Origin of the sequence: Pseudomonas sp. SG20052, from assembly GCF_031766055.1 — a bacterium.
Classification (GTDB): Bacteria; Pseudomonadota; Gammaproteobacteria; order Pseudomonadales; family Pseudomonadaceae; genus Aquipseudomonas; species Aquipseudomonas mandelii.
The window spans coordinates 1,174,043-1,200,951 of the sequence record NZ_CP134498.1 but is presented as its reverse complement, the minus strand read 5'-3'; the positions used below and the strand labels follow the sequence as shown (position 1 = coordinate 1,200,951).

19 protein-coding genes and 2 pseudogenes are annotated in these 26,909 nt (G+C 60.3%); 16 read left to right on the top strand and 5 right to left on the bottom strand.

Annotated features, from left to right (window positions below; genetic code table 11):
* Positions 1-9: 9 nt before the first annotated feature.
* Complete coding sequence (locus tag RHP74_RS05320; protein ID WP_042932353.1) at positions 10-1,134, bottom strand: polysaccharide deacetylase family protein; 1,125 nt, start codon at positions 1,132-1,134, stop codon at positions 10-12.
* Between the two features lie 265 nt (positions 1,135-1,399).
* On the opposite strand from RHP74_RS05320, the gene yaaA reads away from it, so the two are divergent.
* The 16 genes and pseudogenes from yaaA (at position 1,400) to RHP74_RS05240 (ending at position 21,685) form a co-directional block, all read left to right on the top strand.
* Complete coding sequence (gene yaaA / locus RHP74_RS05315; RefSeq protein WP_010463107.1) at positions 1,400-2,179, top strand: peroxide stress protein YaaA; 780 nt, start codon at positions 1,400-1,402, stop codon at positions 2,177-2,179.
* 808 nt (positions 2,180-2,987) lie between these two features.
* Complete coding sequence (locus tag RHP74_RS05310; RefSeq protein WP_010463110.1) at positions 2,988-4,304, top strand: nucleotide sugar dehydrogenase; 1,317 nt, start codon at positions 2,988-2,990, stop codon at positions 4,302-4,304.
* Positions 4,305-4,531: 227 nt separating this feature from the next.
* Positions 4,532-6,013, top strand: coding sequence for a mannuronan synthase (gene alg8, locus RHP74_RS05305; protein ID WP_370654476.1), 1,482 nt, complete (start codon positions 4,532-4,534; stop codon positions 6,011-6,013).
* Positions 6,014-6,049: 36 nt separating this feature from the next.
* A complete protein-coding gene (locus tag RHP74_RS05300; protein WP_077748266.1) occupies positions 6,050-7,219 on the top strand; it encodes an alginate biosynthesis protein Alg44 in 1,170 nt (389 codons plus the stop codon).
* Between the two features lie 9 nt (positions 7,220-7,228).
* Positions 7,229-8,635, top strand: a complete 1,407-nt coding sequence (gene algK / locus RHP74_RS05295) for an alginate biosynthesis TPR repeat lipoprotein AlgK (protein ID WP_010463115.1) — start codon at positions 7,229-7,231, stop codon at positions 8,633-8,635.
* Positions 8,632-10,119, top strand: coding sequence for an alginate export family protein (locus tag RHP74_RS05290; protein ID WP_010463117.1), 1,488 nt, complete (start codon positions 8,632-8,634; stop codon positions 10,117-10,119). Before algK ends, RHP74_RS05290 begins: the two co-directional genes overlap by 4 nt.
* Before the next feature lie 26 nt (positions 10,120-10,145).
* A pseudogene (algG, locus tag RHP74_RS05285) lies at positions 10,146-11,734 on the top strand (mannuronan 5-epimerase AlgG).
* 10 nt (positions 11,735-11,744) lie between these two features.
* Positions 11,745-13,192, top strand: a pseudogene (locus tag RHP74_RS05280) (alginate O-acetyltransferase).
* Positions 13,193-13,203: 11 nt separating this feature from the next.
* Positions 13,204-14,337, top strand: a complete 1,134-nt coding sequence (locus RHP74_RS05275) for a mannuronate-specific alginate lyase (protein ID WP_010463124.1) — start codon at positions 13,204-13,206, stop codon at positions 14,335-14,337.
* A gap of 213 nt (positions 14,338-14,550) precedes the next feature.
* Positions 14,551-16,116: an MBOAT family protein gene (locus tag RHP74_RS05270; protein ID WP_311098179.1), complete on the top strand. Its 1,566-nt coding sequence runs from the start codon at positions 14,551-14,553 to the stop codon at positions 16,114-16,116.
* Positions 16,117-16,127: 11 nt separating this feature from the next.
* Entirely contained in the window at positions 16,128-17,303 is a 1,176-nt protein-coding gene (locus tag RHP74_RS05265) for an alginate O-acetyltransferase (protein WP_102595393.1), read from the top strand.
* 17 nt (positions 17,304-17,320) lie between these two features.
* Positions 17,321-17,974: an alginate O-acetyltransferase AlgF gene (locus tag RHP74_RS05260; RefSeq protein WP_042932354.1), complete on the top strand. Its 654-nt coding sequence runs from the start codon at positions 17,321-17,323 to the stop codon at positions 17,972-17,974.
* A gap of 214 nt (positions 17,975-18,188) precedes the next feature.
* Entirely contained in the window at positions 18,189-19,640 is a 1,452-nt protein-coding gene (locus tag RHP74_RS05255; RefSeq protein ID WP_010463132.1) for a mannose-1-phosphate guanylyltransferase/mannose-6-phosphate isomerase, read from the top strand.
* 201 nt (positions 19,641-19,841) lie between these two features.
* Positions 19,842-20,306, top strand: a complete 465-nt coding sequence (locus RHP74_RS05250; RefSeq protein WP_010463133.1) for a hypothetical protein — start codon at positions 19,842-19,844, stop codon at positions 20,304-20,306.
* Positions 20,307-20,339: 33 nt separating this feature from the next.
* Positions 20,340-21,164: an SDR family oxidoreductase gene (locus RHP74_RS05245; protein WP_311098173.1), complete on the top strand. Its 825-nt coding sequence runs from the start codon at positions 20,340-20,342 to the stop codon at positions 21,162-21,164.
* A gap of 122 nt (positions 21,165-21,286) precedes the next feature.
* Positions 21,287-21,685: a hypothetical protein gene (locus RHP74_RS05240; protein WP_010463136.1), complete on the top strand. Its 399-nt coding sequence runs from the start codon at positions 21,287-21,289 to the stop codon at positions 21,683-21,685.
* A 28-nt stretch (positions 21,686-21,713) separates the two neighbouring features.
* Here RHP74_RS05240 and RHP74_RS05235 read toward each other — a convergent pair whose 3' ends face one another.
* From RHP74_RS05235 to RHP74_RS05220, 4 genes are all read right to left on the bottom strand, one after another.
* Complete coding sequence (locus tag RHP74_RS05235; RefSeq protein WP_010463139.1) at positions 21,714-22,562, bottom strand: HlyD family secretion protein; 849 nt, start codon at positions 22,560-22,562, stop codon at positions 21,714-21,716.
* Positions 22,563-22,587: 25 nt separating this feature from the next.
* Positions 22,588-22,788, bottom strand: a complete 201-nt coding sequence (locus RHP74_RS05230; RefSeq protein WP_007896379.1) for a DUF1656 domain-containing protein — start codon at positions 22,786-22,788, stop codon at positions 22,588-22,590.
* Complete coding sequence (locus tag RHP74_RS05225; RefSeq protein ID WP_010463144.1) at positions 22,778-24,970, bottom strand: FUSC family protein; 2,193 nt, start codon at positions 24,968-24,970, stop codon at positions 22,778-22,780. The genes RHP74_RS05230 and RHP74_RS05225 overlap by 11 nt, the downstream gene beginning before the upstream one ends.
* A 175-nt stretch (positions 24,971-25,145) precedes the next feature.
* Positions 25,146-26,657 carry an efflux transporter outer membrane subunit gene (locus tag RHP74_RS05220; RefSeq protein ID WP_010463146.1) on the bottom strand — a complete coding sequence of 504 codons (1,512 nt, stop codon included), beginning with the start codon at positions 26,655-26,657 and terminating at the stop codon, positions 25,146-25,148.
* Positions 26,658-26,909: the final 252 nt, after the last annotated feature.

Below are 26,909 nucleotides of genomic sequence, written 5' to 3'. Positions count from 1 at the left end.
TTTACGGTTTCAGCGAAACGCGTCCTGACAGTCCTCCCAACCGATCCCGCTTTGCGCCGTTTGCGTGATGAGCCAGGGCATCGCCGTTTTCACCGCATCCTGCTTCACATTGAAGTTGATCACCCCATGTCGCCATAGCAGCATCAGCGTCAACACGCGCTGGGCGCTCGGGTTGCCCTTGAGCTTGCCGGCGCCATCCTGGGCATCGATGTCCCACAGTGCCACCTGCAAACCCTGAGCCTTGAAGAAGCCTTCGGCGTCAGAACGACGCTGGCCATCGGGCGGACGGAACAGCGGCACGTAATTCTCCGGCAGTTTGCTTTTGACCAGCTCGACGCTGCGGCGCACCGAGTCCTGCCAGTCCTGCCAGTGGCTGTGGGAGCGAAACTCCCAGCCTTGCACGCCAATGCACTGCGTTGAATAGGTCGCTTGCAGACTGGCCACCGAGCGCTCGGCCAGACGCGCCTGAATGTCTTTGCCCAGGACGAAGAAGGTGCCGCTCATGTTCGATTTGCGCAGGTACTCGGTGACCCAGCCGGTGTTGTCCGGCGTGATATTGGCGGCGCTGTCGAACGTCAGCAAAAACAGCCGGTCATGCATCTCTTCGCCGTTGCGCTCATAGTCACCAAAACGATCGACTTCGCTGCTGCTCTGCGGAAACAGGGCCGCCTTGCGCAGTTGCTCGTCCAGATACTGGGCGTGGAACAACCGGCTCGGCTCCGACCACTTGATGTAATAGCTGTCGTCGCTGACCTGAAACTTGGCCGCTTGCTGGCGCAGGGTGTCCATGTCCTCGACGAGGAAACAGAAGGAAGCATCCTGATCGCAGCTCTGCTGGGCGAAGTTGTAGTTGGTCAGCAGTCGCTGCCACAGGCGCTGGCGCAGGTTGTTGACGGCCTCCAGATTAATCTTGCGCAGGCCCAGACGCTGGGCCAGGCTCGCTTCATCCAGCGACTCGCTCGCCAGCAGCACCCGCGAAAACATGAGGATTTCGGCGCGTGATGCCACGTCGAACAGCGTCGGGCTGCTGAGCTTTTCCGGCCAGGTGCTGCGATCAAGCGTCGCCACATCGCCCGGCGCCGCCATGGCACCAAAGCTCAATAGCCAGGCCGATAATAGAAAAACGATACGCAATGGGATGTCTCCATAACAAAACCCGCGCGGCACTATAGCTGATCCTGCCCACATTCCCGCAGCCGCACTGACCCCCGCAGGAGCGAGGCTTGCCCGCGAAGGCGGTGTGTCAGTTGGCATCACCGGTAACTGGCACACCGCCTTCGCGGGCAAGCCTTGCTCCTGCAGGGTTTGTGCAACACCACCGATCACCTATGGACTTGATAGCTGGAGTCAACCGGTCCAACCCCCTAGAATCGCCCCCACGATTAAAGGAGACGACTTCATGCTGATGGTGATTTCCCCCGCCAAGACCCTCGACTACGAAACACCGCCGGCGACCCAGCGCTTCACCCAGCCGCAATACCTGGACCACTCCCAGGAATTGATCATGCAACTGCGCGACCTGACGCCCGCGCAGATCAGTGAGTTGATGCACGTCTCCGACAAGATCGGCGGCCTCAACGCCGCGCGTTTCGGCAGCTGGACGCCAGCGTTCACACCGGAAAACGCCAAGCAGGCATTGCTCGCCTTCAAGGGTGACGTGTACACCGGCCTCAACGCACAAACTTTCAGCGAAGCCGATTTCGATTACGCGCAACAGCACTTGCGCATGCTCTCAGGCCTGTACGGCCTGCTGCGTCCTCTGGACCTGATGCAACCGTATCGTCTGGAGATGGGCACCAAACTGGCGAATGCCCGTGGCAAGGACCTGTACGCGTTCTGGGGCACCCGGATCAGCGAATGGCTGAACGAAGCCCTGGCCGATCAGGGCGACGACGTGTTGTTGAACCTGGCCTCCAACGAGTACTTCTCGGCGGTCAAACGCAGTGCCCTTAACGCACGCATTATTAATACCGACTTCAAGGACCTTAAGAACGGCCAATACAAGATCATCAGCTTCTACGCGAAAAAAGCGCGCGGAATGATGAGTCGTTTTGTCATTGAAGAGCGCGTCAACGACCCGGCAGACCTCAAAAACTTTGACGTTCAAGGCTATCGCTACAGCGCCGAACAGTCTAAACCGGACCATCTGGTGTTCCTGCGCGATCACGCGCCAGAGTAAGCACCTGACCGGCGCACGACGGCAAAAAATCGTCGTGCGTCGACGTCTGATCGTCCAACAATTCCCCGCCTTGTTCGCCGACTTATTGGCGCCAGAAATCCATCACCTGATTTTCTAACTTTAGTTTCACTCGACTTTGATGTTTTTTTTCAGTAGTGGCACTGAAATTTTTTATCAGTAGTGGCACAAAACTATCTGACTCAATAATAAGCCTATATATAAAGGGCCAAACGGCAAGTGCTATCAATCTGAGAGCAGTGCCATCTTTCCCAATATTTCAAGAAATTTCAGAATCGGCGATGGGCGGGCCGGAACTATGTCCAAATGCGTAGCTCATACCACCGGTAACGATTTTCTCGATGCATGTACGAGATAACTTACGCAGAGAAGAGCGTCACATAGCGAAGTTGTCACATTAACTTCTGCAGACCGGACCTCTAATTTGGGCAACACATACAGGACAGGAGATACGCTTATCAATATCCCCTTCAAGGCCAAGGCTGCGCCCCTATAAACGTGCTCACCTGAGCACCCAACCGCTTGATTTACGGGCTTATTGCCTGGCATTGAGCGCGCAAGACCTTTGCACACGGTCCTCTGATTAGAAGATCGGCTGCATAACAGGGCATATCAGAATAATAAGGCCTAGTTGCGCACATCTTGAGTGCACTTATTTAGACACTCGGAACTTTGTATGCCTGCACGCGGCACTGCGGCGCCCGTAAGGCCGCACTTGCGAGTGCACTATAACGATGAACACCATTAACTCCGGCCATGTAATGGCTTGATAAACACAGAGGTAATTGCGATGCGCATCAGCATATTTGGTTTGGGTTACGTCGGCGCAGTATGTGCCGGTTGCCTGTCTGCACGGGGCCATGACGTCGTTGGCGTCGATGTTGCCAAAGACAAAATCGATATGATCAACGCCGGCCGTTCGCCGATCGTTGAACCGGGTCTGGGCGAACTGCTGAAGAAGGGTATCGAGACGGGCAAATTGCGCGGCACGACCAACTTCGCCGAAGCGATTCGCGACACCGACCTGTCGATGATCTGCGTCGGTACGCCGAGCAAGAAGAACGGCGACCTGGAACTGAACTACATCGAAGCGGTATGCCGCGAGATCGGTTTTGTCCTGCGTGACAAGACCACCCGCCACACCATCGTGGTTCGCAGCACCGTGCTGCCGGGCACTGTCGCAAACGTTGTCATCCCGATCCTCGAAGACTGCTCCGGCAAGAAAGCCGGTGTCGACTTCGGCGTTGCAGTGAATCCTGAGTTCCTGCGTGAAAGCACCGCGATCGCCGATTACGACCTGCCGCCAATGACCGTCATCGGCGAGTTCGACAAGGCCTCGGGCGACGTTCTGCAATCGCTGTACGAAGAGCTCGACGCACCGATCATCCGCAAGGACATCGCTGTCGCCGAGATGATCAAGTACACCTGCAACGTGTGGCACGCCACCAAGGTGACCTTCGCCAACGAGATCGGCAACATCGCCAAGGCTGTCGGCGTCGATGGCCGTGAAGTGATGGAGGTGGTCTGCCAGGACAAGACGCTGAACCTGTCCCAGTACTACATGCGTCCTGGCTTCGCGTTCGGCGGCTCTTGCCTGCCGAAGGACGTTCGCGCCCTGACCTACCGCGCCGGCTCGCTGGACGTGGAAGCGCCGCTGCTGAACTCGCTGATGCGCAGTAACGAGTCCCAGGTGCAGAACGCCTTCGACATCGTTTCCAGCCACGACAAACGCAAAGTCGCCCTGCTGGGCCTGAGCTTCAAGGCCGGCACCGATGACCTGCGCGAAAGCCCGCTGGTAGATCTGGCGGAAATGCTGATCGGCAAGGGCTACGACCTGAGCATCTACGACAGCAACGTCGAATACGCCCGTGTCCACGGTGCGAACAAGGATTACATCGAGTCGAAGATCCCTCACGTCTCGTCCTTGCTCAACGCTGACTTTGACGACGTGATCGCCAACTCCGACGTGATCATCCTCGGCAACCGTGACGAGAAATTCCGCGCCCTGGCGCAGAACGCTCCACACGGCAAGCAAGTCGTCGACCTGGTTGGCTTCATGTCCAAAGCCACCAGCGTCAGCGGTCGTACCGAAGGCATCTGCTGGTAACAAGCCGTTCCCTGTAGGAGCCAGGCTTGCCGGCGAACCAGACGACTTGATGTGTCAGGTACACCGCCTCGCTCCTGTAGGAGCCAGGCTTGCCGGCGAACCAGGCAACGCGGTGTGTCAGGCACACCGCCTTCGCGGGCAAGCCTCGCTCCTACGGTTTTTTATGCCTGCCTTAACCCCATCGGGCCACCCCACAGGCTCGCCCGAGATAGAGACGGATGCAGATTATGCACAGGCTAAAGCACGGCCTACTTCAGGCCGCCGGTTGGCTGTTTTACCTAAGTTTATTGATGGGCATCGCCATGGCGTTGCCTGCGTCCACATTCGATTCCGATTCGAAGGATTTTATCTTCCTCATCGGTTTCATCGGCATCTGGCGCTACTCGATGGGCGCCACGCACTTTGTGCGCGGGATGCTGTTTCTGTACGTGGTCTACCCGCACCTGCGGCGCAAAGTGCGCAAGCTGGGTGACGCGGCAAACCCGTCCCATGTTTTCTTGATGGTCACCAGCTTCCGTATCGACGCGCTGACCACCGCCCAGGTCTACGCCTCCGTCATTCGCGAAGCGATCGACTGCGGCCTGCCGACCACCATGGTCTGCTCCATCGTCGAAATGTCCGATGAGAAGCTGGTGAAAAGCCTTTGGACGAAGATGAATCCGCCGGATCGGGTCAAGCTCGACTTCGTGCGCATTCCCGGCACCGGCAAGCGTGATGGCCTGGCCTACGGTTTCCGCGCCATCTCCCGCCACCTGCCGGACGACCGCGCAGTGGTTGCAGTGATCGATGGCGACACCGTGCTCGCCGAGGGCACCGTGCTCAAGACCGTGCCGTGGTTCCAGCTGTTCGGCAATGTCGGCGGCCTGACCACCAACGAGTTCTGCGAAGTGCGCGGCGGCTACATCATGAGCGAATGGCACAAACTGCGATTCGCCCAGCGCCACATCAACATGTGCTCGATGGCCTTGTCCAAGCGCGTACTGACCATGACCGGCCGGATGTCGGTGTTTCGCGCAACCGTGGTCACCAACCCGGACTTCATCGCCGACGTGGAAAGCGACTCGCTGCAACACTGGCGCCTGGGCCGCTTCAAGTTCCTGACCGGTGACGACAAGTCGAGCTGGTTCAGCCTGATGCGCCTGGGCTACGACACGTTCTACGTGCCGGACGCCGCGATCCACACCGTGGAGCATCCGCCGGAAAAAAGCTTCATCAAGGCCAGTCGCAAACTGATGTTCCGCTGGTACGGCAACAACCTGCGCCAGAACGCCCGCGCCCTGGGCCTGGGGGTTAAACGCCTCGGCCTGTTCACCTCGGTGGTGCTGTTCGATCAGCGCGTGTCGATGTGGACCTCGTTGCTGGGCTTGACGGTCGCGCTGATCGCCAGCTTCAAGTACGGCACCGCGTTCATCCTGGTGTACCTGCTGTGGATCGGCATTACCCGCCTGATCCTGACCGTGCTGCTGTCGTTGTCCGGTCACCGGATCGGCCCGGCCTACCCGGCGATTCTCTATTACAACCAGATCGTCGGCGCGCTGGTGAAGATCTACGTGTTCTTCCGCCTCGACCAACAGTCCTGGACTCGCCAGCCCACTTCCCTGACCCGTGACCTCGCCAGCTTTCAACGTTGGTTCAACACCTGGTCGTCTCGGACCATGACCTTCTCCGCCGGCAGCATCTTTGTTGCCGTGCTGCTGATGATGGTCTGACCGCCCCCTTATTGAATTAACCAGGAAAACGCCCCTATGAATACCGCCGTCAACGCCAACGTAGTGCATGAGTCAGAAGCCCAGCGCCAACACGCCCGAGTGAAAATCCCGGCCAAGCTGCGTTTCTTCGGTCCCGACCGGACCCCGGTAGAAGCTCGAGTGATCGACCTCTCCGCTGGCGGCCTGGCCTTCAACGCCGGTCAGCTGCCGCTGAAAACCGGCGATGTGTACAAGGCGCGCCTGCAATTCGTCATCGATAACCTCGGTCTGGCCATGGACGTGGAATTGCTGATCCGCTCCGTCGACCGCCAGACCGGCCGCATCGGTTGTCAGTTCCAGAACCTGGAACCCCAGGATATTTCCACCCTGCGTCACCTGATCACCTCGCACCTGGCCGGCGACATCGTCAGCATGGGTGAAGTGCTGGCGACCCTGCAGCGCGACAACTTCACCAAAGCGCGCAAGATGAAGGACGGTGGCCACGGCATGACCGCGTTCGGTCGTCTGCGCGCCGTGACCTTCAGCCTGGCGATTTTCATCGTCGGCCTCGCGGCGTTCGGTTTCATCTTCAAGTCGGTGTACGGCATGTACTTCGTCAGCCACGCCCAGGCGGGCCTGGTCAGCGTGGCAGGCATGAACATCACCATGCCCCGCGACGGCACCGTACAGAGCCTGATCAAGGCCGACGGCGTTGCTGCCAAAGGCGCGCCGCTCGCAACGTTCAGCACCAGCATGCTCGACGTACTCAAGGGCCATCTGGACGACAACCAACTGCAACCGGCCAAGGTTGAAGAACTGTTCGGCAAGCAAATGACCGGCACCCTGACCTCGCCGTGCGATTGCACCGTGGCCCAGCAACTGGTCGCCGACGGTCAGTACGCCAGCAAAGGCGACGTGATCTTCCAACTGGTGCCGCGCAACAGCGAAGCCAATGTTGAAGCGCGCTTCTCCTATCGCCAGTTCGGCGATGTGCTGCCAGGCAACACGGTCAGCTTCCAGATCGCCGGTGAAGACAAAACCCGCAGCGGCAAGATCGTCAGCAGCACCAGCCTGAAAAGCGCCGACCTTTCCTCGGACATCCGCGTGCTGATCCAGCCTGACGAGCCACTCGACAGCAAGTTCGCCGGTCGCCCGGTTGAAGTGAACAGCACCCGTGGTCCGAACCTGAACTGGCTGATCGACAAAGCCATGGCCGCCGGTATTTAAGCAGAGGACATGCCCGTGACTAGCCCACTCAGAATCCTGCCGGTCCCGCTGACCCTGGCCATGGCAATTGCTCTGGCCGGTTGTGCCGGCCTTCCAGACCAACGTCTGGCTAACGAAGCCCTCAAGCGCGGTGACACCGCGCTGGCGGCGCAGAATTACCAGCAACTGGCAGACCTGGGCTACAGCGAAGCACAGGTTGGCCTGGCCGATATCCAGGTCGATAGCCGTGACCCGGCGCAGATCAAACAGGCCGAGGCGACTTATCGCGCCGCGGCCAGCGTCTCGCCGCGGGCCCAGGCTCGCCTGGGTCGTCTGCTGGTGGCCAAACCCGGCTCCACCGAAGCCGAACAGCACGAAGCCGAAGGCCTGTTGAAAAAAGCCTCGGCCGCTGGTGAAGGCAACACCCTGATCCCGCTGGCGATGCTGTACCTGCAATACCCGCACAGTTTCCCCAACGTCAACGCCCAGCAGCAGATCAGCCAATGGCGCGCCGAGGGCAAACCGGAAGCGGGCCTGGCTCAAGTGCTGCTCTATCGCACGCAGGGCACTTACGACCAGCACCTGGACGAAGTGGAAACCATCTGCAAAGCGGCGTTGAACACCACCGACATCTGCTACGTCGAACTGGCCACGGTCTATCAGAAACAGGCCAAGCCTGAGCAACAGGCCGAGCTGATCAAGCAGATGCAAGCCGCTCACGCTCGCGGCACGGTCACCGCTCAACGCGTGGACAGTGTGGCTCGCGTATTGGGCGATGCGAGCCTGGGCAAGACCGACGAGAAAACCGCTCAGTCGCTGCTCGAAGGCATCGCTCCGGGCTACCCCGCTTCCTGGGTCAGCCTCGCACAATTGCTCTACGACTTCCCGGAACTGGGCGACGTCGACACGATGATGAAGTATCTGGACAACGGCCGCGCCGCCGACCAGCCGCGCGCAGAACTGTTGCTGGGCAAGCTCTATTACGAAGGCAAAATGGTGCCGGCCGACGCGAAGGCTGCCGAAGAACACTTCAAGAAAGCCGTCGACCGAGAAGTGGCCGCCGATTACTACCTCGGCCAGATCTACCGTCGCGGTTACCTGGGCCAGGTCTATTCGCAGAAAGCGCTGGACCACCTGCTCAAGGCTGCGCGCAACGGCCAGAACAGCGCCGACTTCGCCATTGCCCAACTGTTTTCCCAAGGCAAGGGCACCAAGCCCGACCCGCTTAACGCTTACGTCTTCAGCCAATTGGCCAAGACACAGAACACCCCGCAAGCCACCGAGCTTGCGCAAACACTCGAAGCCCAACTGCCGCCTGCCCAGCTCGCCGAGGCCAAACGCCTGTTGAAACAAGAACAGGACGTTCGTGGTGCCTTGAGCCAGAACACGCTGGAACTGCATGCCCTGCAAGAAGAAGACGGCGAGGAATCCCTATGAAGCTGAATCCATTCGTGAAGGCCGGTATTGGCCTGTCGTTCGCCCTGTTGTGGTCGTGCCCGACCCTGGCGGCCCTGACTGAAAGCAAGAACTACGGCCTTGATGTGAAAATCACCGGCCAGTCCCAAGACGACACCGATCTGGGCACCGCAAGCGGCGGCGACGTCAACGGCGTCGGCCTCGACCTGCGTCCATGGATCTACGGCGAAAGCGGCGCGTGGAGCGGCTACGCCATGGGTCAGGCCGTGACGTCCACCGACATCATCGAGACCGACACGCTGCAGCAGTCCGACAGCGACGGCACCCAGACCACCGACAACGGTGATCGCAAGAGCAAGAAAAACTACCTGGCGATGCGCGAGTTCTGGGTCGGCTACAGCGGCCTGACGCCGTACCCTGGCGAGATCCTCAAGCTCGGTCGCCAGCGCCTGCGCAACGACGACGGCCAATGGCGCGACACCAACATCGAAGCCCTGAACTGGACCTTCGACACCACCCTGTTGCGTGCCAACGCCGGTGTGGCCGAACGCTTCAGCGAATACCGCACCGACCTCACCGAGCTGGCCCCGAAAGACAAGGATCGCCTGCACGCTTACGCTGATGCGGCGTATCAGTGGACGCCGGGCAACTGGGTCGGCATTCGTGGTCATCACACCCACGATGACGGCAAGCTTGACTATCCGCAACCTGGTGTTCCGGCCGATTCTCTGGACAAGAAAGAGAACGGCGACATCAGCTGGATCGGCCTGACCGCCGACAGCGATGCCTACAACTGGCGCAACACCAACACCGTCAATTACTGGGGCAGCGTCACTGGCATGAGCGGCGACCGCGACACGGTCAATCCGCTGAACGCCGACGGCACTCCGCCGGCACAAGCCAAGACCAGCGGCAACGTCGATGGCTGGGCCACTGACCTGGGCGTGCGTCTGCGCCTCGATCCGCAATGGCAAGTCGGTGCAGCCTATGCCCGCGCCAGCGCCGATTACGAACAGAACGGCCTGGAAAGCAATCGCTCGAACTACACCGGTACCCGTTCGCGGGTTCACCGTTTCGGCGAAGCCTTCCGTGGCGAAATGAACAACATGCAGACCGCTACGCTGTTCGGTTCGTGGATGCTCAACGACGAATACGACGCCAGCGTGATCTACCACAAATTCTGGCGTGTCGACGGCAACAAGCCGGTCGGCAGCAACGGCATCAACGCCGTGCAGAACGACACCGACGACGTGACCGGCGCCGTGCTCTCCAGCACGTCCCTGCCGCTGGAAGATGGCAACAAAGACCTCGGCCAGGAAATGGACGTGGTCGTCACCAAGTACTTCAAGCAAGGCCTGCTGCCGGCCTCCCTGAGTCAGTCGATCGACGAGCCTTCGGCCCTCGTGCGCTTGCGTGGCGGTGTGTTCAAGCCGGGCGATGCGTATGGCAAAGGCGTCGATTCGTACATGCACCGCGCGTTTATCGACGTGATCTGGCGCTTCTGATGCGAACCGCGAAGGGAGTTCCTGACATGAACAGTCCGAAGAGAGGCTCGTTGACCTTGCTGGCCGGCGCGATGCTGCTGGCCAGCTCGGCGGCCTTCGCCACTGCGGAGCCGGTAGCGCCCGCGCAGAAAGGGCAGCCGGCGACCATTGCCAAGGGGCTGCAACAGGCCAAGACCTACACCGTCAACAGCGCGCCGACCGAGCCGCTGGAACTGGCTGCACCGAAACTGCCGGACACCTCCGGCTACACCGCCGAAGCCATCGCCGCGAAAGTCGTGCGCACCAAGGCCGGCAAAATCAGCGTGCGCCGGATGATGCAGGAGAACGCCCTGAAGGACTTCATCGGCGGCGATAACAAGATGGCCGAGTGGGTGGTGCGTCAGCACGGCATCCCACAGGCGATCTTCGTCGACGACGGCTACATGAACCTCAAGGATCTGGCCAAGAAACTGCCCAAGCAGTACTTCAGCGAAACCTCGCCGGGTGTGTTCCTGGCGAAGTTGCCGATCGTGGTAGGTGAGAAAGGCATCCTGGAAATCGACAAGCAGACCCAGGAACTGCGCCTGTCCCAAGAGTCCGGTTCGTTCCTGGTCAACGACGGCCAGCTGTTTGTGCGTGATACCAAAATCACTGGCTGGAGCGAAAAGGCAAACGGCCCGGCGGCCTTCAAGTCGCCGAAGGAATTCCGTCCGTTCCTGCTGTCCTGGGGCGGCACCCAGACCTACATCGCCAACAGCAAGATCGCCAGTTTCGGCTACGCCAACAGTAAGTCTTACGGCGTGAGTATTTCCCAGTACACGCCGAACATGGCCAAGGTGCTCAAGCGTCCTGAACCGACCGGCTGGATCGTCGGCTCCGAGTTCTCGGACATGTGGTACGGCTTCTACTGCTACGAGACCCGCGACTTCGTGGTCAAGGGCAACACTTACAAAGACAACATCGTCTACGGCATTGACCCGCATGACCGTTCCCACGGACTGATCATCGCGGACAACACCGTATTCGGGACCAAGAAGAAGCACGGGATCATTATTTCCCGTGAGGTCAACGACAGTTTCATCTTCAACAACCGCAGCTACGACAACAAGTTGTCAGGCATGGTGATTGACCGTAACAGCGTGAACAACGTCATCGCCTACAACGAGATCTACAAGAACCACACCGACGGCATCACCCTCTACGAGAGTGCTGACAACCTGCTGTGGGGCAACAAGGTGATCAGCAATCGCCGCCACGGCATCCGTATTCGTAACAGCGTGAATATCCGCCTCTACGAAAACCTCGCCATGGCCAACGGCCTGACGGGCGTCTACGGCCACATCAAAGACCTGAGCGACACCGACCGGGACATCAAGCTCGACCCGTTCGACGCCCAGGTGTCGCTGATCATCGTCGGTGGCGAACTGGCCGGCAACGGCAGCGGACCGCTGTCCATCGACTCGCCGCTGAGCGTCGAGTTGTATCGCGTGTCATGCTCGCCCCGACCAAATCCAGCGGCATCAGCTTCAACGGGATCCTTGGCGAGCGCCAGGATGAAATTCTCGATCTGCTGGTGCGCCAGCAGAAAGCCGTGCTGATCGACCCTGTCGAACGCCAGACCGAAATGCAGGACTGAGGATAATTTTATGCACCCACACTTGATCAAATTACTCAGCCTGTCGGCCCTGACCGCCGGCATTCTCGCGGCCAGCGCCGGCGTCCGTGCCGATGAAGTCAAAGCCCCGAGCTTCAGCGCCGAACCGTGCTGCAACCTGTGCCCCGAAGCCCATGACGCGAAGAACTACACCACGCGTTATCAGCAGAACTTCACCACGCTGGTGCAGGCTCAGGGCGACTGGCTGTTCCGTACCCAGGAAGACTTGCGCACCGAATTCGACACTACCCCCGCCGGCTACAAACGCATGAAAGAGCTGCACGATGCGTTCAAGAGCAAAGGCGTGGAACTGGTCATCGTTTACCAGCCCACCCGTGGTCTGGTGAACCGCAACAAACTGAATCCGGAAGAAAAAGCCAAATACGATTTCGACAAGGCGCTGAAGAACTACAAGACCATGCTCGGTCGTTTCGCCGCCATGGGCTACGTGGTTCCGGACCTGTCGCCGCTGACCAACGAATCGCTGCCCGACACCTTGCCGGCCCACGACTTCTACTTCCGCGGCGACCAACACTGGACGCCGTATGGCGCCCAGCGCACGGCGAAAATCGTCGGCGAGAAAATCAAGCAACTGCCTGAGTTCGCTGACATTCCCAAGCGCGAATTCGAGAGCCATAAGTCGGGTCGCATGGGCAAGACCGGAACATTACACAACATGGCCGGTCAACTCTGTGGCACCAGCTACGCGATCCAGTACATGGATCAGTTCACCACCGAGCCCAAGGGCGAAGCGGCCGACGGCGACCTGTTCAGTGACTCCGGCAATCCCGAGATCACCCTGGTCGGCACCAGCCACAGTGGCAAGAACTACAACTTCGCCGGTTTCCTCCAAGAGGCCATCGGCGCCGACATCCTCAACGTGGCGTTCCCCGGCGGTGGCCTGGAAGGTTCGATGCTGCAGTACCTGGGCAGCGAAGAGTTCCAGACCAAGCCGCCGAAGATTCTGATCTGGGAATTCTCGCCGCTCTATCGCCTCGACCAGGAAACCATCTACCGCCAGATGATGGCGCTGCTGGACAACGGTTGCGAAGGAAAGGATGCACAGATGACCGGCAGCACCACGTTGAAACCGGGCAAGAACGAATTAATGGTCAACAGCAAGAACCTGAACCTGCAAAACGGCAGTCACCAGGTCGACATCCAGTTCGCCGATGCGTCGGTGAAAATCCTGCAAGCCACCCTCTGGTACATGAACGGTCGCCACGAGGACATCAAAATCGAAAAACCGGAAACTTCCGACACCGACGGGCGCTTTGCCTTCGAGTTGCGCACGGACGAAGACTGGGCCACGCAGAATCTGCTGGCCGTCGAGATCCAGGGCCTGAAGCAGGTGCCACGCCACAGAAAGTCGAAGCGAAAATCTGCAAACGCAATGTATTCCCTGGCGCTGGGCAGCGCACCGCTCAAGCCGGGCAATGAGGCAACCTCTTATGACATGCATGCAAACCCGAACTTTGAAAAAGTTACTCGCGCCCTCCCTGCTGACGTTGGCGATGTTCGCCGGCGCCACCCAGGCCGCCGCGCCACTGCGCCCGCCACAGGGTTACTTCGCGCCGATTGAAAAAGTCAAAACCGGCGACAAGAGCGAAGGCTGTGATGCGATGCCGACGCCGTACACCGGCTCACTGCAATTTCGCAGCAAGTATGAAGGCTCCGACAAGGCCCGTTCGACCCTGAACGAGGCCTCGGAAAAAGCCTTCCGCGACACCACCGCCGACATCACCAAGATGGAGCGCGGCACCAGCAAGCGCGTGATGCAGTACATGCGTGACGGTCGTCCGGAACAACTGGAATGCACCCTGAATTGGTTGACCGCCTGGGCCAAGTCCGATGCGTTGATGTCCAAGGATTTCAACCACACCGGCAAGTCCATGCGCAAATGGGCATTGGGCAGCATGGCGTCGGCTTACATTCGCCTGAAGTTCTCCGATTCGCAACCGCTGGCCAACCATCAGCAAGAGTCGCAGTTGATCGAAGCCTGGTTCAGCAAAATGGCGGATCAGGTGGTCAGCGATTGGGACAACCTGCCGCTGGAAAAAACCAACAACCACTCGTACTGGTCCGCCTGGTCGGTGATGGCAACGTCCATCGCCACAAACCGTCGCGACCTGTTCGACTGGGCAGTGAAGGAATACAAAGTCGGCGCCAATCAGATTGACGCCCAGGGTTTCCTGCCCAACGAACTCAAGCGCCAGCAACGCGCCCTCGCCTATCACAACTACGCTTTGCCGCCGCTCGCGATGATCGCCAGTTTCGCTCAGGTCAACGGTGTGGACTTGCGTCAGGAAAATAACGGCGCGCTGAAACGCCTGGGTGACAGGGTGTTGTCGGGGGTTAAAGACCCGGACGAGTTCGAGAAAAAGAACGGCAAGGAACAGGACATGACCGACCTCAAGGTCGACTCGAAATTCGCCTGGCTCGAACCGTTCTGCACGCTCTACACCTGCTCGCCGGATGTGCTCGAGAAAAAACACGAGATGCAGCCGTTCAAGACCTTCCGCCTCGGGGGTGACCTGACCAAGGTCTACGACCCGGCCAACGAGAAAGGCAAAAAAGGTTCGTAGCCAAAGCACAAAACCTTGTAGGAGTGAGCCTGCTCGCGATTGCGGCCTGACATTCAACATTCATGTCGACTGACACGCCCTCATCGCGAGCAGGCTCACTCCTACAGAGGGTCAGTGTCAGGTTTGAGATTTGAGTAATGCCCTCCGGTTTTTCACGGGGGGTTTGGGGGGGCCGTTGGCCCTTGACTGTTGGTTAAACATGGAGAGACCGGGATGGTATTTTCATCCAACGTGTTCCTGTTTTTGTTCCTGCCGATCTTTCTCGGCATGTACTACTTGAGCGGAATACGCTATCGCAACCTGCTGCTGCTGCTCGCCAGCTACGTGTTCTATGCCTGGTGGCGTGTGGACTTCCTTGCGCTGTTCGCGGCCGTCACGTTGTGGAACTACTGGATCGGCCTCAAAGTCGGTGCCGCAGGCGTTCGGACCAAACCGGCACAACGCTGGTTGCTGCTGGGCGTGGCCGTCGACCTGTGCATTCTCGGCTACTTCAAGTACGCCAACTTCGGCGTCGACAGCATCAACGCGATGATGACGTCGGTCGGTCTGTCGCCGTTCATCCTGACCCACGTGCTGTTGCCGATCGGGATCTCGTTCTACATCTTCGAGTCCATCAGCTACATCATCGACGTCTATCGAGGAGACACCCCGGCGACCCGCAACCTGATCGACTTTGCCGCATTCGTGGCGATCTTCCCGCACTTGATCGCCGGCCCGGTGTTGCGTTTTCGCGACCTCGCCGACCAGTTCAACAACCGCACCCACACCCTCGACAAGTTCTCCGAAGGTGCCACGCGGTTCATGCAGGGTTTCATCAAGAAGGTCTTTATCGCCGACACCCTCGCGGTGGTGGCCGACCATTGCTTTGCCTTGCAGAACCCGACCACGGGCGACGCCTGGCTGGGCGCCCTCGCCTACACCGCGCAGTTGTATTTCGACTTCTCCGGCTACAGCGACATGGCCATCGGCCTGGGCTTGATGATGGGTTTCCGCTTCATGGAAAACTTCAAGCAGCCGTACATCAGCCAGTCGATCACCGAGTTCTGGCGTCGCTGGCACATCAGCCTGTCGACCTGGTTGCGTGACTATCTGTACATCACCCTCGGCGGTAACCGTAAAGGCACGCTGATGACCTATCGCAACCTGTTCCTGACCATGCTGCTCGGTGGTCTGTGGCACGGCGCGAACATCACCTACATCGTCTGGGGTGCGTGGCACGGCATGTGGCTGGCGATCGAAAAGGCCCTGGGCCTGAACACCTCGCCACGCAGCATCAACCCGATCCGCTGGGCCCTGACTTTCCTGCTCGTGGTCATGGGCTGGGTGATCTTCCGTTCGGAAAACCTGCACGTCGCCGGTCGCATGTACGGCGCGATGTTCAGCTTCGGCGAATGGTCGTTGTCGGAACTCAACGCGGCCAGCCTCACCGGCCTGCAAGTGGCGACCCTGGTGGTGGCTTACATGACCCTGGCGTTCTTCGGCATCCGCGATTTCTACAGCAACCTGCCGCCTGAGAAGACCAAGCCTGTGGTCAACGTCGAGGCCGACGGCCCGGCCGCTGCCACGCCTGGAATGATCAAAGCCGTACCGGGCGACAACCCGACCAGCATCCACGAGCCTGGCTACACCGTTGGCGTTGAAGCCACCGTGCAACCGGCCTACTGGACCGCGGACTGGTCCCGCTACGTGATGCGCACGCTGGTACTGGTGCTGTTCATCGCCTCGATTTTCAAACTCTCGGCGCAAAGCTTCTCGCCGTTCCTTTACTTCCAGTTCTGAGGGATCTGACCATGACCCGCTCATTACGTATCTTCTACATCGCCCTGTTCATGGTGACCCTGCTGGTGCTGGGCCTGTGGTCGACGCGCAGCTTCTTCGGCTTCAGCACCAACGCCGATGCGACGGTGCTCAATGGCCGCTGGGCCAAGGCTGTGGAAACGCACTACGACGAGGAGTTCCCGATCAAGCGCCTGGGCACCAACCTTTGGGCCGCGCTGGATTTCAAACTGTTCAACGAAGGTCGTCCGGGCGTTGTGCTCGGCCGCGATCAATGGTTGTACAGCGATGAAGAATTCAACCCGATCGTCAACGAAGAGTTGAACCTGCAAGGCAACTACGCGCTCGTAGAAGGCGTACGCCAGGAACTCAAGGCCAAAGGCGTGAAACTGGTGATGGCGATTGTGCCGGCCAAGACTCGCCTGTACCCGGAACACCTGGGCGCAGTGAAACCTTCGAGCATTCACGCCAACCTCTATGAAGACTTCCACGCTCGCGTGGCAGCCAACAAGATCATCGCGCCTGACCTGTTCGGCCCGATGCTCAAAGCCAAGCTCGACGGTCAGCAAGTGTTCCTTCGCACCGACACCCACTGGACCCCGGAAGGCGCGCAAATCGCCGCCGAGACCCTGGCCAAAACCATTGCCGAGAAAACCCCGCTCAGCGGCGAGCCGCAACGCTTCGTCACCGAACCTGCGGAGAAGGTCACGCACAAAGGCGACCTGCGGTTGTTCCTGCCGCTGGACCCGCTGTTCGAAAACCTGATGCCGAAGACCGAGCCGTTGCAAAAGCGCAACACCGTGGTCGCGCAAGACCAGCCTGCCGGTGATGACGCGCTGTTCGCCAACACCGAAGTGCCGGTGGCCCTGATCGGCACCAGCTACAGCGCCAACCCTAACTGGAACTTCGTCGGGGCGCTGAAACAAGCGCTGAACAGCGACGTGGTCAATTACGCCGAAGACGGCCACGGCCCGATTCTGCCGATGCTCAGCTACCTGAAAAGTGATGCTTTCAAGAACAGCCCGCCACAGGTGCTGATCTGGGAGTTCCCTGAACGTTATCTGCCTGTGAACAACGAAATAGGCGACGCCGACCCGCAGTGGGTCGCAGAGCTCAAAGAAGCCGGCGCCCGCCAACAAAACGTAGCCGCAAACACTAAATCCGAGACGCCCGACCGGGCGCAAAACTGAAAGAGAGAGGTACTACCATGACTTTCACTACTACTCCTCGCCGTCTCGCCAAGACCTTCGCACTTGTTGCTGGCATGAGCGTGTTGTCGATGTCCGCCTTCGCTGGTGACGCTGCACTCTACGGCCCGACTGCACCGAAAGGTTCGAGCTTCGTCCGTGTCTACAACGCCGGTAACGCTGAAGTCAGCGCCACCGTCGGCAGCACCAACCTGGCCGAAGTCGCGCCGCTGTCCAGTACCGACTTCAGCTTCATGCCGGGCGGCGACTACAGCGCCAAGGTCGGCAGCCAGACCCTGCCGGTGAAACTGGCCGGTGATCACTATTACACCCTGGTCAACAACGCCAGCGGCGCGCCGCAACTGATCGAAGAGCCGCCGTTCAAGAACAAGCAGAAATCCCTGGTTCGCGTGCAGAACCTCAGCGACAAGGCCCTGACCCTGAAAACCGCTGATGGCAAGACCGAAGTGGTTCCATCCGTAGCGGCCAAGGGCCGTGGCGAACGTGAAATCAACCCGGTCAAAGTCAGCCTGGCCCTGTACGACGGCGCGACCAAAGTCGGCGACGTGAAACCGGTTGCCCTGGAACGCGGTGAAGCCGCCGTGCTGTACGTCACCGGTAAAGGCAGCAGCCTGTCGCCAGTCTGGGTAAAACGCCCGGTTTCGACGCGCTAAACATTTTGCCTGACTGACGCTGTTCCCTTGTGGGATCGAGCCTGCTCGCGATAGCGGTCTGACATTCAACATTGATGTCGACTGATACGCCGCCTTCGCGAGCAGGCTCGCTCCCACATTGAACCGCAGTGCCAGTCGGGACACGGAATAAGAACAAGAGTGAAACGACAGAACGCAGTAGCTCTGACCCATACGATTTTCAAGGAGTAACAACATGATTCCGGTGATCTTGTCAGGTGGTAGCGGCTCACGTCTTTGGCCGCTTTCGCGTAAGCAATTCCCTAAACAGTTCCTCGCCCTGACCGGCGAACACACGCTGTTCCAGCAAACCCTGGAACGCCTGGTGTTTGAAGGCATGGACACCCCGATCGTGGTCTGCAACAAAGACCACCGCTTCATCGTCAACGAGCAGCTGAGCAACCGTAAACTGGAAACCCAGCGCATCCTGATGGAACCGTTCGGCCGCAACACGGCGCCGGCCGTGGCCCTGACCGCGATGATGCTGGTCAATGAAGGTCGCGACGAGTTGATGCTGGTGCTGCCGGCCGACCACGTGCTGGATGACCAGAAAGCCTTGCAACGTGCGCTGGCCCTGGCCACCGTCGCTGCCGAAAACGGCGAAATGGTGCTGTTCGGCGTTCCGGCCACCAAACCGGAAACCGGCTACGGCTATATCAAATCGACCGCTGACTCCCTGCTGCCCGAAGGCGTCAGCCGCGTCTCGCACTTCGTCGAAAAACCGGACGTCAAGCGCGCCACCGAGTTCGTCCAGTCCGGCGGTTACTTCTGGAACAGCGGCATGTTCCTGTTCCGTGCCAGCCGCTTCCTGGAAGAGCTGAAAAAACACGATCCAGACATCTACGACACCTGCCTGCTGACGCTTGAACGCAGCGAACAGGATGCCGACACCGTCACCATCGACGAAGCGACTTTCGCCTGCTGCCCGGACAATTCCATCGATTATTCGGTCATGGAAAAAACCCAGCGCGCCTGCGTCGTACCGCTGACCGCCGGCTGGAGCGATGTCGGTTGCTGGTCGTCGCTGTGGGAAGTGAACGAAAAAGACGCCAACGGTAACGTCACCAAAGGCGACGTGGTCATTCAGGACAGCAAGAACTGCATGATCCACGGCAACGGCAAACTGGTGTCGGTGATCGGCCTGGAAAACATCGTGGTCGTCGAAACCAAGGACGCCATGATGATCGCCCACAAGGACAAGGTCCAAGGCGTGAAACAGATGGTCAACACCCTCAACGAGCAGGGCCGCAGCGAGACCCAGAACCACTGCGAAGTCTATCGTCCGTGGGGCTCCTACGACTCGGTGGACATGGGCGGCCGTTTCCAGGTCAAGCACATCTCGGTCAAGCCGGGCGCGTGCCTGTCCCTGCAAATGCACCATCACCGCGCCGAACACTGGATCGTGGTCAGCGGCACGGCCGAAGTGACCTGCGACGAAAACGTGTTCCTGCTCTGCGAGAACCAGTCGACCTACATCCCGATCGCCTCGGTTCACCGCCTGCGCAACCCGGGCAAGATTCCACTCGAGATCATCGAAGTGCAATCGGGCAGCTACCTGGGTGAAGACGATATCGAGCGGTTCGAAGATATCTACGGTCGCTCCACCCCGATCGAACGCGGCGTGTCGGTGAAAACCATCGCGCAGTAAGCGTTCAGTAAAACAAAAGCCCCCGTCCAGTCCGCTGCGTTTTCCCTATCCGCAGCGGGTTGGTCGGGGGCTTTTTTGTTCGTTCCCACGCTCTGCGTGGGAGTTCAGCCCAGGATGCTCCGCGTCCCATTGGAACGCGCAATGTCCATTCCCTCAGCCCTTCGGTAGGATGGTGGCCATGAGTTCAAGGAGCGTTCAAACATGTTCATCGGCGTTTTGCTGGTTATTACCTGGCTGATCCTGTTGCTGCGCTACCCGGCCAAGGCCTTGCCCGTCTCGGTGGCGGCCGCCATCGGCCTGGGTCTGGTGGCCACGTGGGTGATCTGGATGGACAACCGCGAGGTCAAGCAACTGGCGCGCCTGGAGTTGCGCATCACCTACGCGCCGGAACACTGCCCGGCAGACCGGCCGTTGAAACTGACCATGAACAACGGCAACGACGTGCCGCTGACCGAGTTGCGCTGGCGTGTCGCCGCGTATGCGCCGGGCGATACGGTTAATCTGGCCGACAATCAATACACCGCCCCGCGCTATCGCGGCCCCGGCGAACTGCAAGCCGGCGCCACCTGGGAAGACTGCTTGCCCCTGCCGCCGCTGCGCCCTGGCTATCGCCCGCAAACCCTGGAGTTTCGCGCCGAGCGTTTGCAGGGTAGTTTCTCCGACTGATCCCCCTACTTCTTTTTGCACAAGGACCGCGCCATGCCCGTTGCGTTGATTACCGGTTGCTCCAGCGGCATCGGCCGCGCCCTCGCCGATGTGTTCAAAGGGGCCGGATACGAAGTCTGGGCCAGCGCCCGCAAGGCTGAAGATGTGGCCGCGTTGGCCGCCGCCGGATTCACGGCCGTACAGCTGGACGTCAACGACGGCGCGGCGCTGGAACAGTTGAGCGAGCGGATCAACCAGCAACATGGCGGCCTCGATGTGCTGATCAACAACGCCGGCTATGGCGCCATGGGGCCGCTGCTCGACGGCGGTGTGCCGGCGATGCAGCGCCAATTCGAAACCAATGTGTTCGCGATTGTTGGCGTGACCCGCGCGCTGTTCCCGGTGTTGCGTCGGGCCAAAGGGATCGTGGTAAACATCGGCAGCGTTTCCGGGGTGTTGGTCACCCCGTTTGCCGGCGCGTATTGCGCCTCGAAAGCCGCTGTCCATGCCTTGAGCGATGCATTGCGCATGGAGCTGGCGCCGTTCGGTGTGCGCGTGATGGAAGTACAGCCGGGCGCCATCGAATCCAGCTTCGCCAAGAATGCCGGGCATGAGGCGGAGCAGTTGATCACCGAGCAATCGCCGTGGTTTCCCTTGCGCGAAGGCATTCGTGCGCGGGCCAAGGCCTCTCAGGATAAACCGACCCCGGCCAAGGAGTTTGCCGGTGGTTTGCTCAAGGCTGTGCAGCAGAGCAAACCTCCGCGCCTGATTCGTCTGGGCAACGGCAGCCGGGCGTTGCCGTTGTTGGCGGGGTTGCTGCCTAAAGGGTTGCTGGAGGCGGGGTTGATGAAGCGGTTTGGGCTTAGGGGGCAACTGTAGGACTGCGTTATCGTTTTTCGCGGGCAAGCCTCGCGCCTACAGGCTCGCGTCGTTCGCAATATTTGCCCAGGCTTGCCCGCGAAGACGTCAGACCAGACGCTGCAAAAACTCAGGAAACAACCATGACCGACTACACCGACTACTTCGACGAAGTCATCCAGGCCCACGTCGCCATCGAACAATGGCTGGCCGAAGAACGAGACGACTCGGCACTTGAACAACTGCTGAGCCGGTTTTCACCACAGTTTTCCATGATCTCGCCCCTCGGCCGGGTGCTGGATTTCGAAGCGTTGAGCGAGTTGTTCTTGCTGGCCGGCGGGAAGAAGCTTGGCTTCAGGATCGAGCTCAGCGAGTTGCGGGGTATTGCACTGTACGACGGTGGCGCGGTGGTGGGTTATCGCGAGCAGCAGACCGATGCAACGGGCCTGCACTCGGATCGCCGCTCGACAGTAGTGTTTGAGAAACAGGCCGGTGGCAAGGTGGTTTGGCGACATTTGCATGAGACGTTTTGCAAGGGCTGAGCCTTTGTCTTATGCCTGACGGACCGAGTCAGTTAACCACGACCGTGCACGTAATCCCCGCCGCCAAAAGAACACCTTCCGGCACTTCATCAATGTGAATCCGCACCGGCACTCGCTGCGCCAGGCGCACCCAGTTGAACGTCGGGTTCACATCCGCAATCAGCTCGCGGCTCTCCGGGTTGTCCCGGTCATAGATGCCACGGGAGATGCTTTCCACATGCCCCTTCAACACCTCGCCGCTCATCAACTGCATGTCGGCCTTGTCGCCCACCCGCACATGCGGCAGTTTGGTTTCTTCGAAGAAGCCATACACCCAGAATGAGTTCATATCGACCACAGCCATTTTCGCTTCGCCGATGCGCGCGTAGTCACCGCGATGCACGTTGAGGTTGGTGACATAGCCGTCCACCGCAGCACGGACCTCGGTGCGTTTGAGGTTCAGTTCAGCCGCTTCCAGTTGTGCCTGGGCATGCTGGTAATCGGCCAGGGCCGAGTCGGCGATGTTGCTGGCGTCGTCGCGGTTTTCCTTCGAGATCACCAAGGCGTCCATGTCGGCGCGGCGATGGGCGTTGACCTTGCGCATCTCCCACGTCGACTTGCGCGAGGCCACCAGGGCCTGCGCCTGTTTGACCGCGATGCGGTAGTGCTCGGGGTCGATGCGCATCAGCAGATCGCCCTTCTTCACTTGCTGGTTGTCGCGCACCGGCACGTCCACCACTTCCCCGGTGACGTCGGCGGCGACGTTGATAATGTCGGCGCGCACCCGGCCGTCGCGGGTCCACGGCGTGTCCATGTAATGCACCCAAAGGGTCCGGCCGATCCATATCGCGAGGGCTAGCACCAGCAACGTGGCGAGCAGGCTGAAAAGCTTTTTCATCAGGGCCTTCTTCAGAAATAGAGAGTCAACGGTAGACCGTCAGCGCCAGAGCGCCGAACAGACAGGTAAACAGGCTCAGGCGCAGCAGCGCCGGGTGCCAGAAGAAGCGGTACAGATCGAACCCGGACAGGAACCGGTCCAGCGCCCAGGCCAGCGCCGCGGCGATGAAAAACATCAGCGTCATGGTGGGCATGTACACGCCGTGGAAGGCGATTTCACGAGGCATGTTCAAGTCCTTGGGGCCGGGTCCCGGCGTAGGCGGCGAGCGGTGATTGCGGGTCCAGCAGCGAGGTGCGGATGAAGTGCAAATAGCTCTTCACCCGCCGCAACGCGGAGGTGTCGAAGTGCGGCGCGAACGGTTCGTCGGTGGCTTGCACGCGGCTGATGGCATGGTCGACCGCGATCAGGCCGCGTTCCAGATTGCTCGGGCTCGGTTGCAGAAATAGCCGCACCAGCGAGCGCCCCATCACGCGGATTGCCTGGCGCCACGGCTGGGATTCGGCGTAGGCCGGATGCACCGGCAGAATCGCCTGTTCCTTGCGCAACTCGATGATCGCGTGGCCGACTTCCAGCACCACGAACATCCAGCGCAGCAAGTCCCGTTGCACCTGCGGCTGACCCACCGCGAGGCCGTAAGCCTGATGCAGCAAGTCCCGGGTCCGGCTTTCGAAACTCGAAGCCAGGCCCTTGAGCTTGCCGCTGATCGCATACACCACTTGCCCACGCAAATCCTGCTCGAGCCTGCGCCACAACCAGCGGCTGTTCGGCGGCAGAATGATCGCCCCGGCCGCCGCGCACACCAGCATGCCGAGCACCATGGCGATGTAGTCGTTGATGAACGCGTAAGGGTTGTAGACGGTGAGGTTGTCCGGCACCGAACCGGTGCTGAAGAAGATCAGCAAGCCGAGGCCGACACCGGCGTATTGCGGCCGCGACGTGAGGAACGAACCGAGCACGATCACCGGCGCGAGCATCACGCACAGCAAGGGAAAACCGTCGATCCACGGGAAGATGAAAAACATCTCGACGAAGCCGATCAGTGCCCCGAGGAATGTGCCGCAGGCCATCTGGAACGCCATGCGTTTCGGGTTCGGTGTCGCCGCGGACAGACCGACGGTGGCCGCAGCGATCAGCGTCATGGTCGCCCCGCTCGGCCACGCCGTCGCCACCCAATAACTGCCCAGCACCACCAGAATGAACGCCGCCCGTATCCCCGACGCCGCCGAGGCCATCCAGTTGGTTTGCGGGGTGAACGGCTCGTCCCATTGTTCGCGCGCATGGCTGTGATCGGCCAGTGAAGCGTGGGTCTGTGCATAACTGTGCAACTCGTCGACGAAGCGATAGAGCAGTTCGTAGGCGGTATGAAAATCGAGCTGCTCGGCGTCGCTCGGACCACTTTCCTGAAAGGTCGCCCGCAGGCTGCGAACCCGCGCCGGCAGGTTTTCCTTGTAAGTCGCCAAGGCGCTGGCCAGGCGTGCGGCATCGGGGCTGGTCAAGGCGCGACCGCTGAAGCCATCGAGCAATTCCGCAAGATCCTGCAACCCCGGTTTGATCGCCGCCACCACGTGGTCAGCGCCGCTGCTGCGCAAGCGTTCGAGCAATTGGTGCAAAGCGTTGAAGCGCGTAGTGATGCCCATGAATTCGCTGTTCAAGCGACTCAGTCGTCCGTTGCGTCGACGCATGTGCGGGTCTTCGAACACGGTGACGCTGCGCAGCCCTTCCAGGCCGACAGCCTCGGCAATAAAGCGCACGTTACTGGCTTCGAAAGCCTCGGGTTTGCTGCGACCGCGCAAGCCATCGGTGACGAACAAGGCGAACACACCAAAGCGCTGATACAAGGCGTTGCGCATCGCCGCGCTGGCGGTTTGCGGCAGGATCGCGGCGCTGACCACGGTGGCGCAAAGAATCCCCAGCGAGATCTCCAACACCCGCCAGACCGCGGCCATGAACGCGCCGTCCGGGTGGGCCAACGCGGGCAAACCGACCATCGCGGCGGTGTACCCGGCGAGCACGAAACCGTAGGCGCGAAAATTGCGATAACGCGCCGCGCCGGCCGAGCAGAGGCCGACCCAGATCGCCAGCGAACCGAGGAACAGTTCGGTGTTCTGGGCGAACAAGGCAATCAACGCGACCATCACCGCTGACCCGGCCAGCGTGCCGAGAAAGCGGTAAAAACTCTTGGCGAACACCTGGCCGCTTTGCGGTTGCATGACGATGAACACGGTGATCATCGCCGTGCGCGGTTGCGGCAACTCCAGGCGCATCGCCAGCCACAGGGTGAGGAACGCGGCGAACAGCACTTTGAAAATGTAGACCCAGGTCACGCCGTCGCTGCGTGCCCAGTCAAAAAAACCACGGCGCCATTCAAGGGAATACAGCCAGCGCAGAGGTGCGGGCGAGGGAGTCATGAGTATCCTGGAAGCACGTGAGGCAAAAGAGATTCTGTGGCGAGCGAGCTTGCTCGCGCCGGGCTGCGTAGCGGCCCCAATATTCGGGCAGCCACCTCACATGTTGTGAGTGCTGCGCACTCAAGCGGGAGCGAGCTCCCTCGCCACAAATGCGGATGTACCTGGAACATCGTGTTCAATTCGAGAGGCTCTTTAAAAGGGCCGGGGTTTTCGGTGCCTGGGTCTGGCTGTCCTTCGGCACATCATTTCCTGCACCCAGCCCGCCACCCAGCGCTGTCACCAATTCGGCGTGGGCACTCAGGCGTGCGGCCTGAACCTGCTGCTGGACCTGCTGCTGCTTGAACAACAAGGTTTGGGCATTGAGCACGTTAAGGTAGTCGGTGAGCCCGCGCTGCCAGGCGACCATCGCGATGTCATAAGTCTTCTGCGCAGCGGCCACCGACTCGGCGGCGAAGGTTTGCTGCTTGTCCATGGACTCGCGGCGGATCAACTGGTCGGAGATGTTTTTCAGCGCGTTGACCAGCGTCTGGTTGTACTTGGCCACGGCGATGTCATACCCGGCCGAGGCTTCGCCCAGCTCCGAACGCAAGCGCCCGCCGTCGAAGATCGGCAACGAGATCGCCGGGCCGACGCTGTAGTTGAGTTTCTTGCCGGTCAAAAACTCCATCGCCCCACCGCCAGTGGCCATGTAGCCGAGGCTGCCGACCAGATCGACGTTGGGGTAGAAACCGGCATGGGCGACATCGATGCCCCGCGCCTGGGCCGCCACTTGCCAGCGGCGGGCGACCACGTCCGGGCGTTGCCCAAGCAATTGCGCGGGCAATGACGACGGCAGTTTCAGCGGCGCGGCCAATGACAGCGTGGGCCGTTGCAACTGCGCGCCCTCGCCTGGACCTTTCCCCGCCAGAGCGGCCAGTTGGTTACGGCTCAGGGCGATTTCCTCGTCCAGCGCGTCGATCTGGCGATGGGTTTCCGGCAGCGGCGTTTCAGCCTGACTGACATCGAAATGGGTGCCGATGCCGCCGTTCAAGCGTTTTTGCGCCAGATCGAGAATTTGCTGCTGCTGTTTCAGGGTCGCCTCGACAATGTCCCGTTGCGCGTAGTGCAGCGACAGTTCGATGTAGGCGCGCACGATATTGTTCTGCAATTCGAGCTGGGCCAGACGCGCTTCGGCGGCCGTCATGTGCGCCATGTCCACGGCGCGCTCGGTGGCGTTGCTTTCGCGGCCCCAAAGGTCGAGGGCGTAGCTGAAACCCAGTGCAGCGTTGTTGTCCCAGGTGGTCGTGTTGGCCAACTCGCCCGGCCCGTAAAACTGATCGGTCGGCCAGTTGTGGCGCTTGAGGGTGGATTCGCCATTAATCTGCAACGACTCGGCAGACTCGGCGATGCCGGCCATGGACCTGGCCTGTCGCACCCGCGCGGCGGCCATGGCCATGGTCGGGCTGCCTTGTACGGCGAGATCGATCCAGCGGTTCAATTGCGGGTCGCCATAGGCCTGCCACCATTGTGCGGTGGGCCAGTGAGCGTCCTGCGCGGCGCTCTGGATGGCGTCGTCGGTGGCCAGTGAATTGGCCTCCAGTGCCTTGCCCTGCGGGGCAATTCCTCCGGTGCCGATGCAGCCGCCGAGGGTCAGGGATAAAGCCAGAACACTGAGCGTCTGAAGCGCTCTGTTGATGCGACGCGGCACTGCTGCGATTTCCTGAGAGAAGGGGCGTACGAGGTCCTGTAGGAGCGAGGCTTGCCCGCGAAGGCGGCGACATCGTTGGTGACTGTCACGCCGCCTTCGCGGGCAAGCCTCGCTCCTACAATGACCGGCGCAATTCTAGGGGGCGGCCTGTACGGCGATAAGCTGGGAATCCTGTGAATCTTTGTTACCGTTAACGCGATAATCCCTTGGTCGGGGTCTCAGACTCTGAAACCTTGTGTCACAATTTGCCAT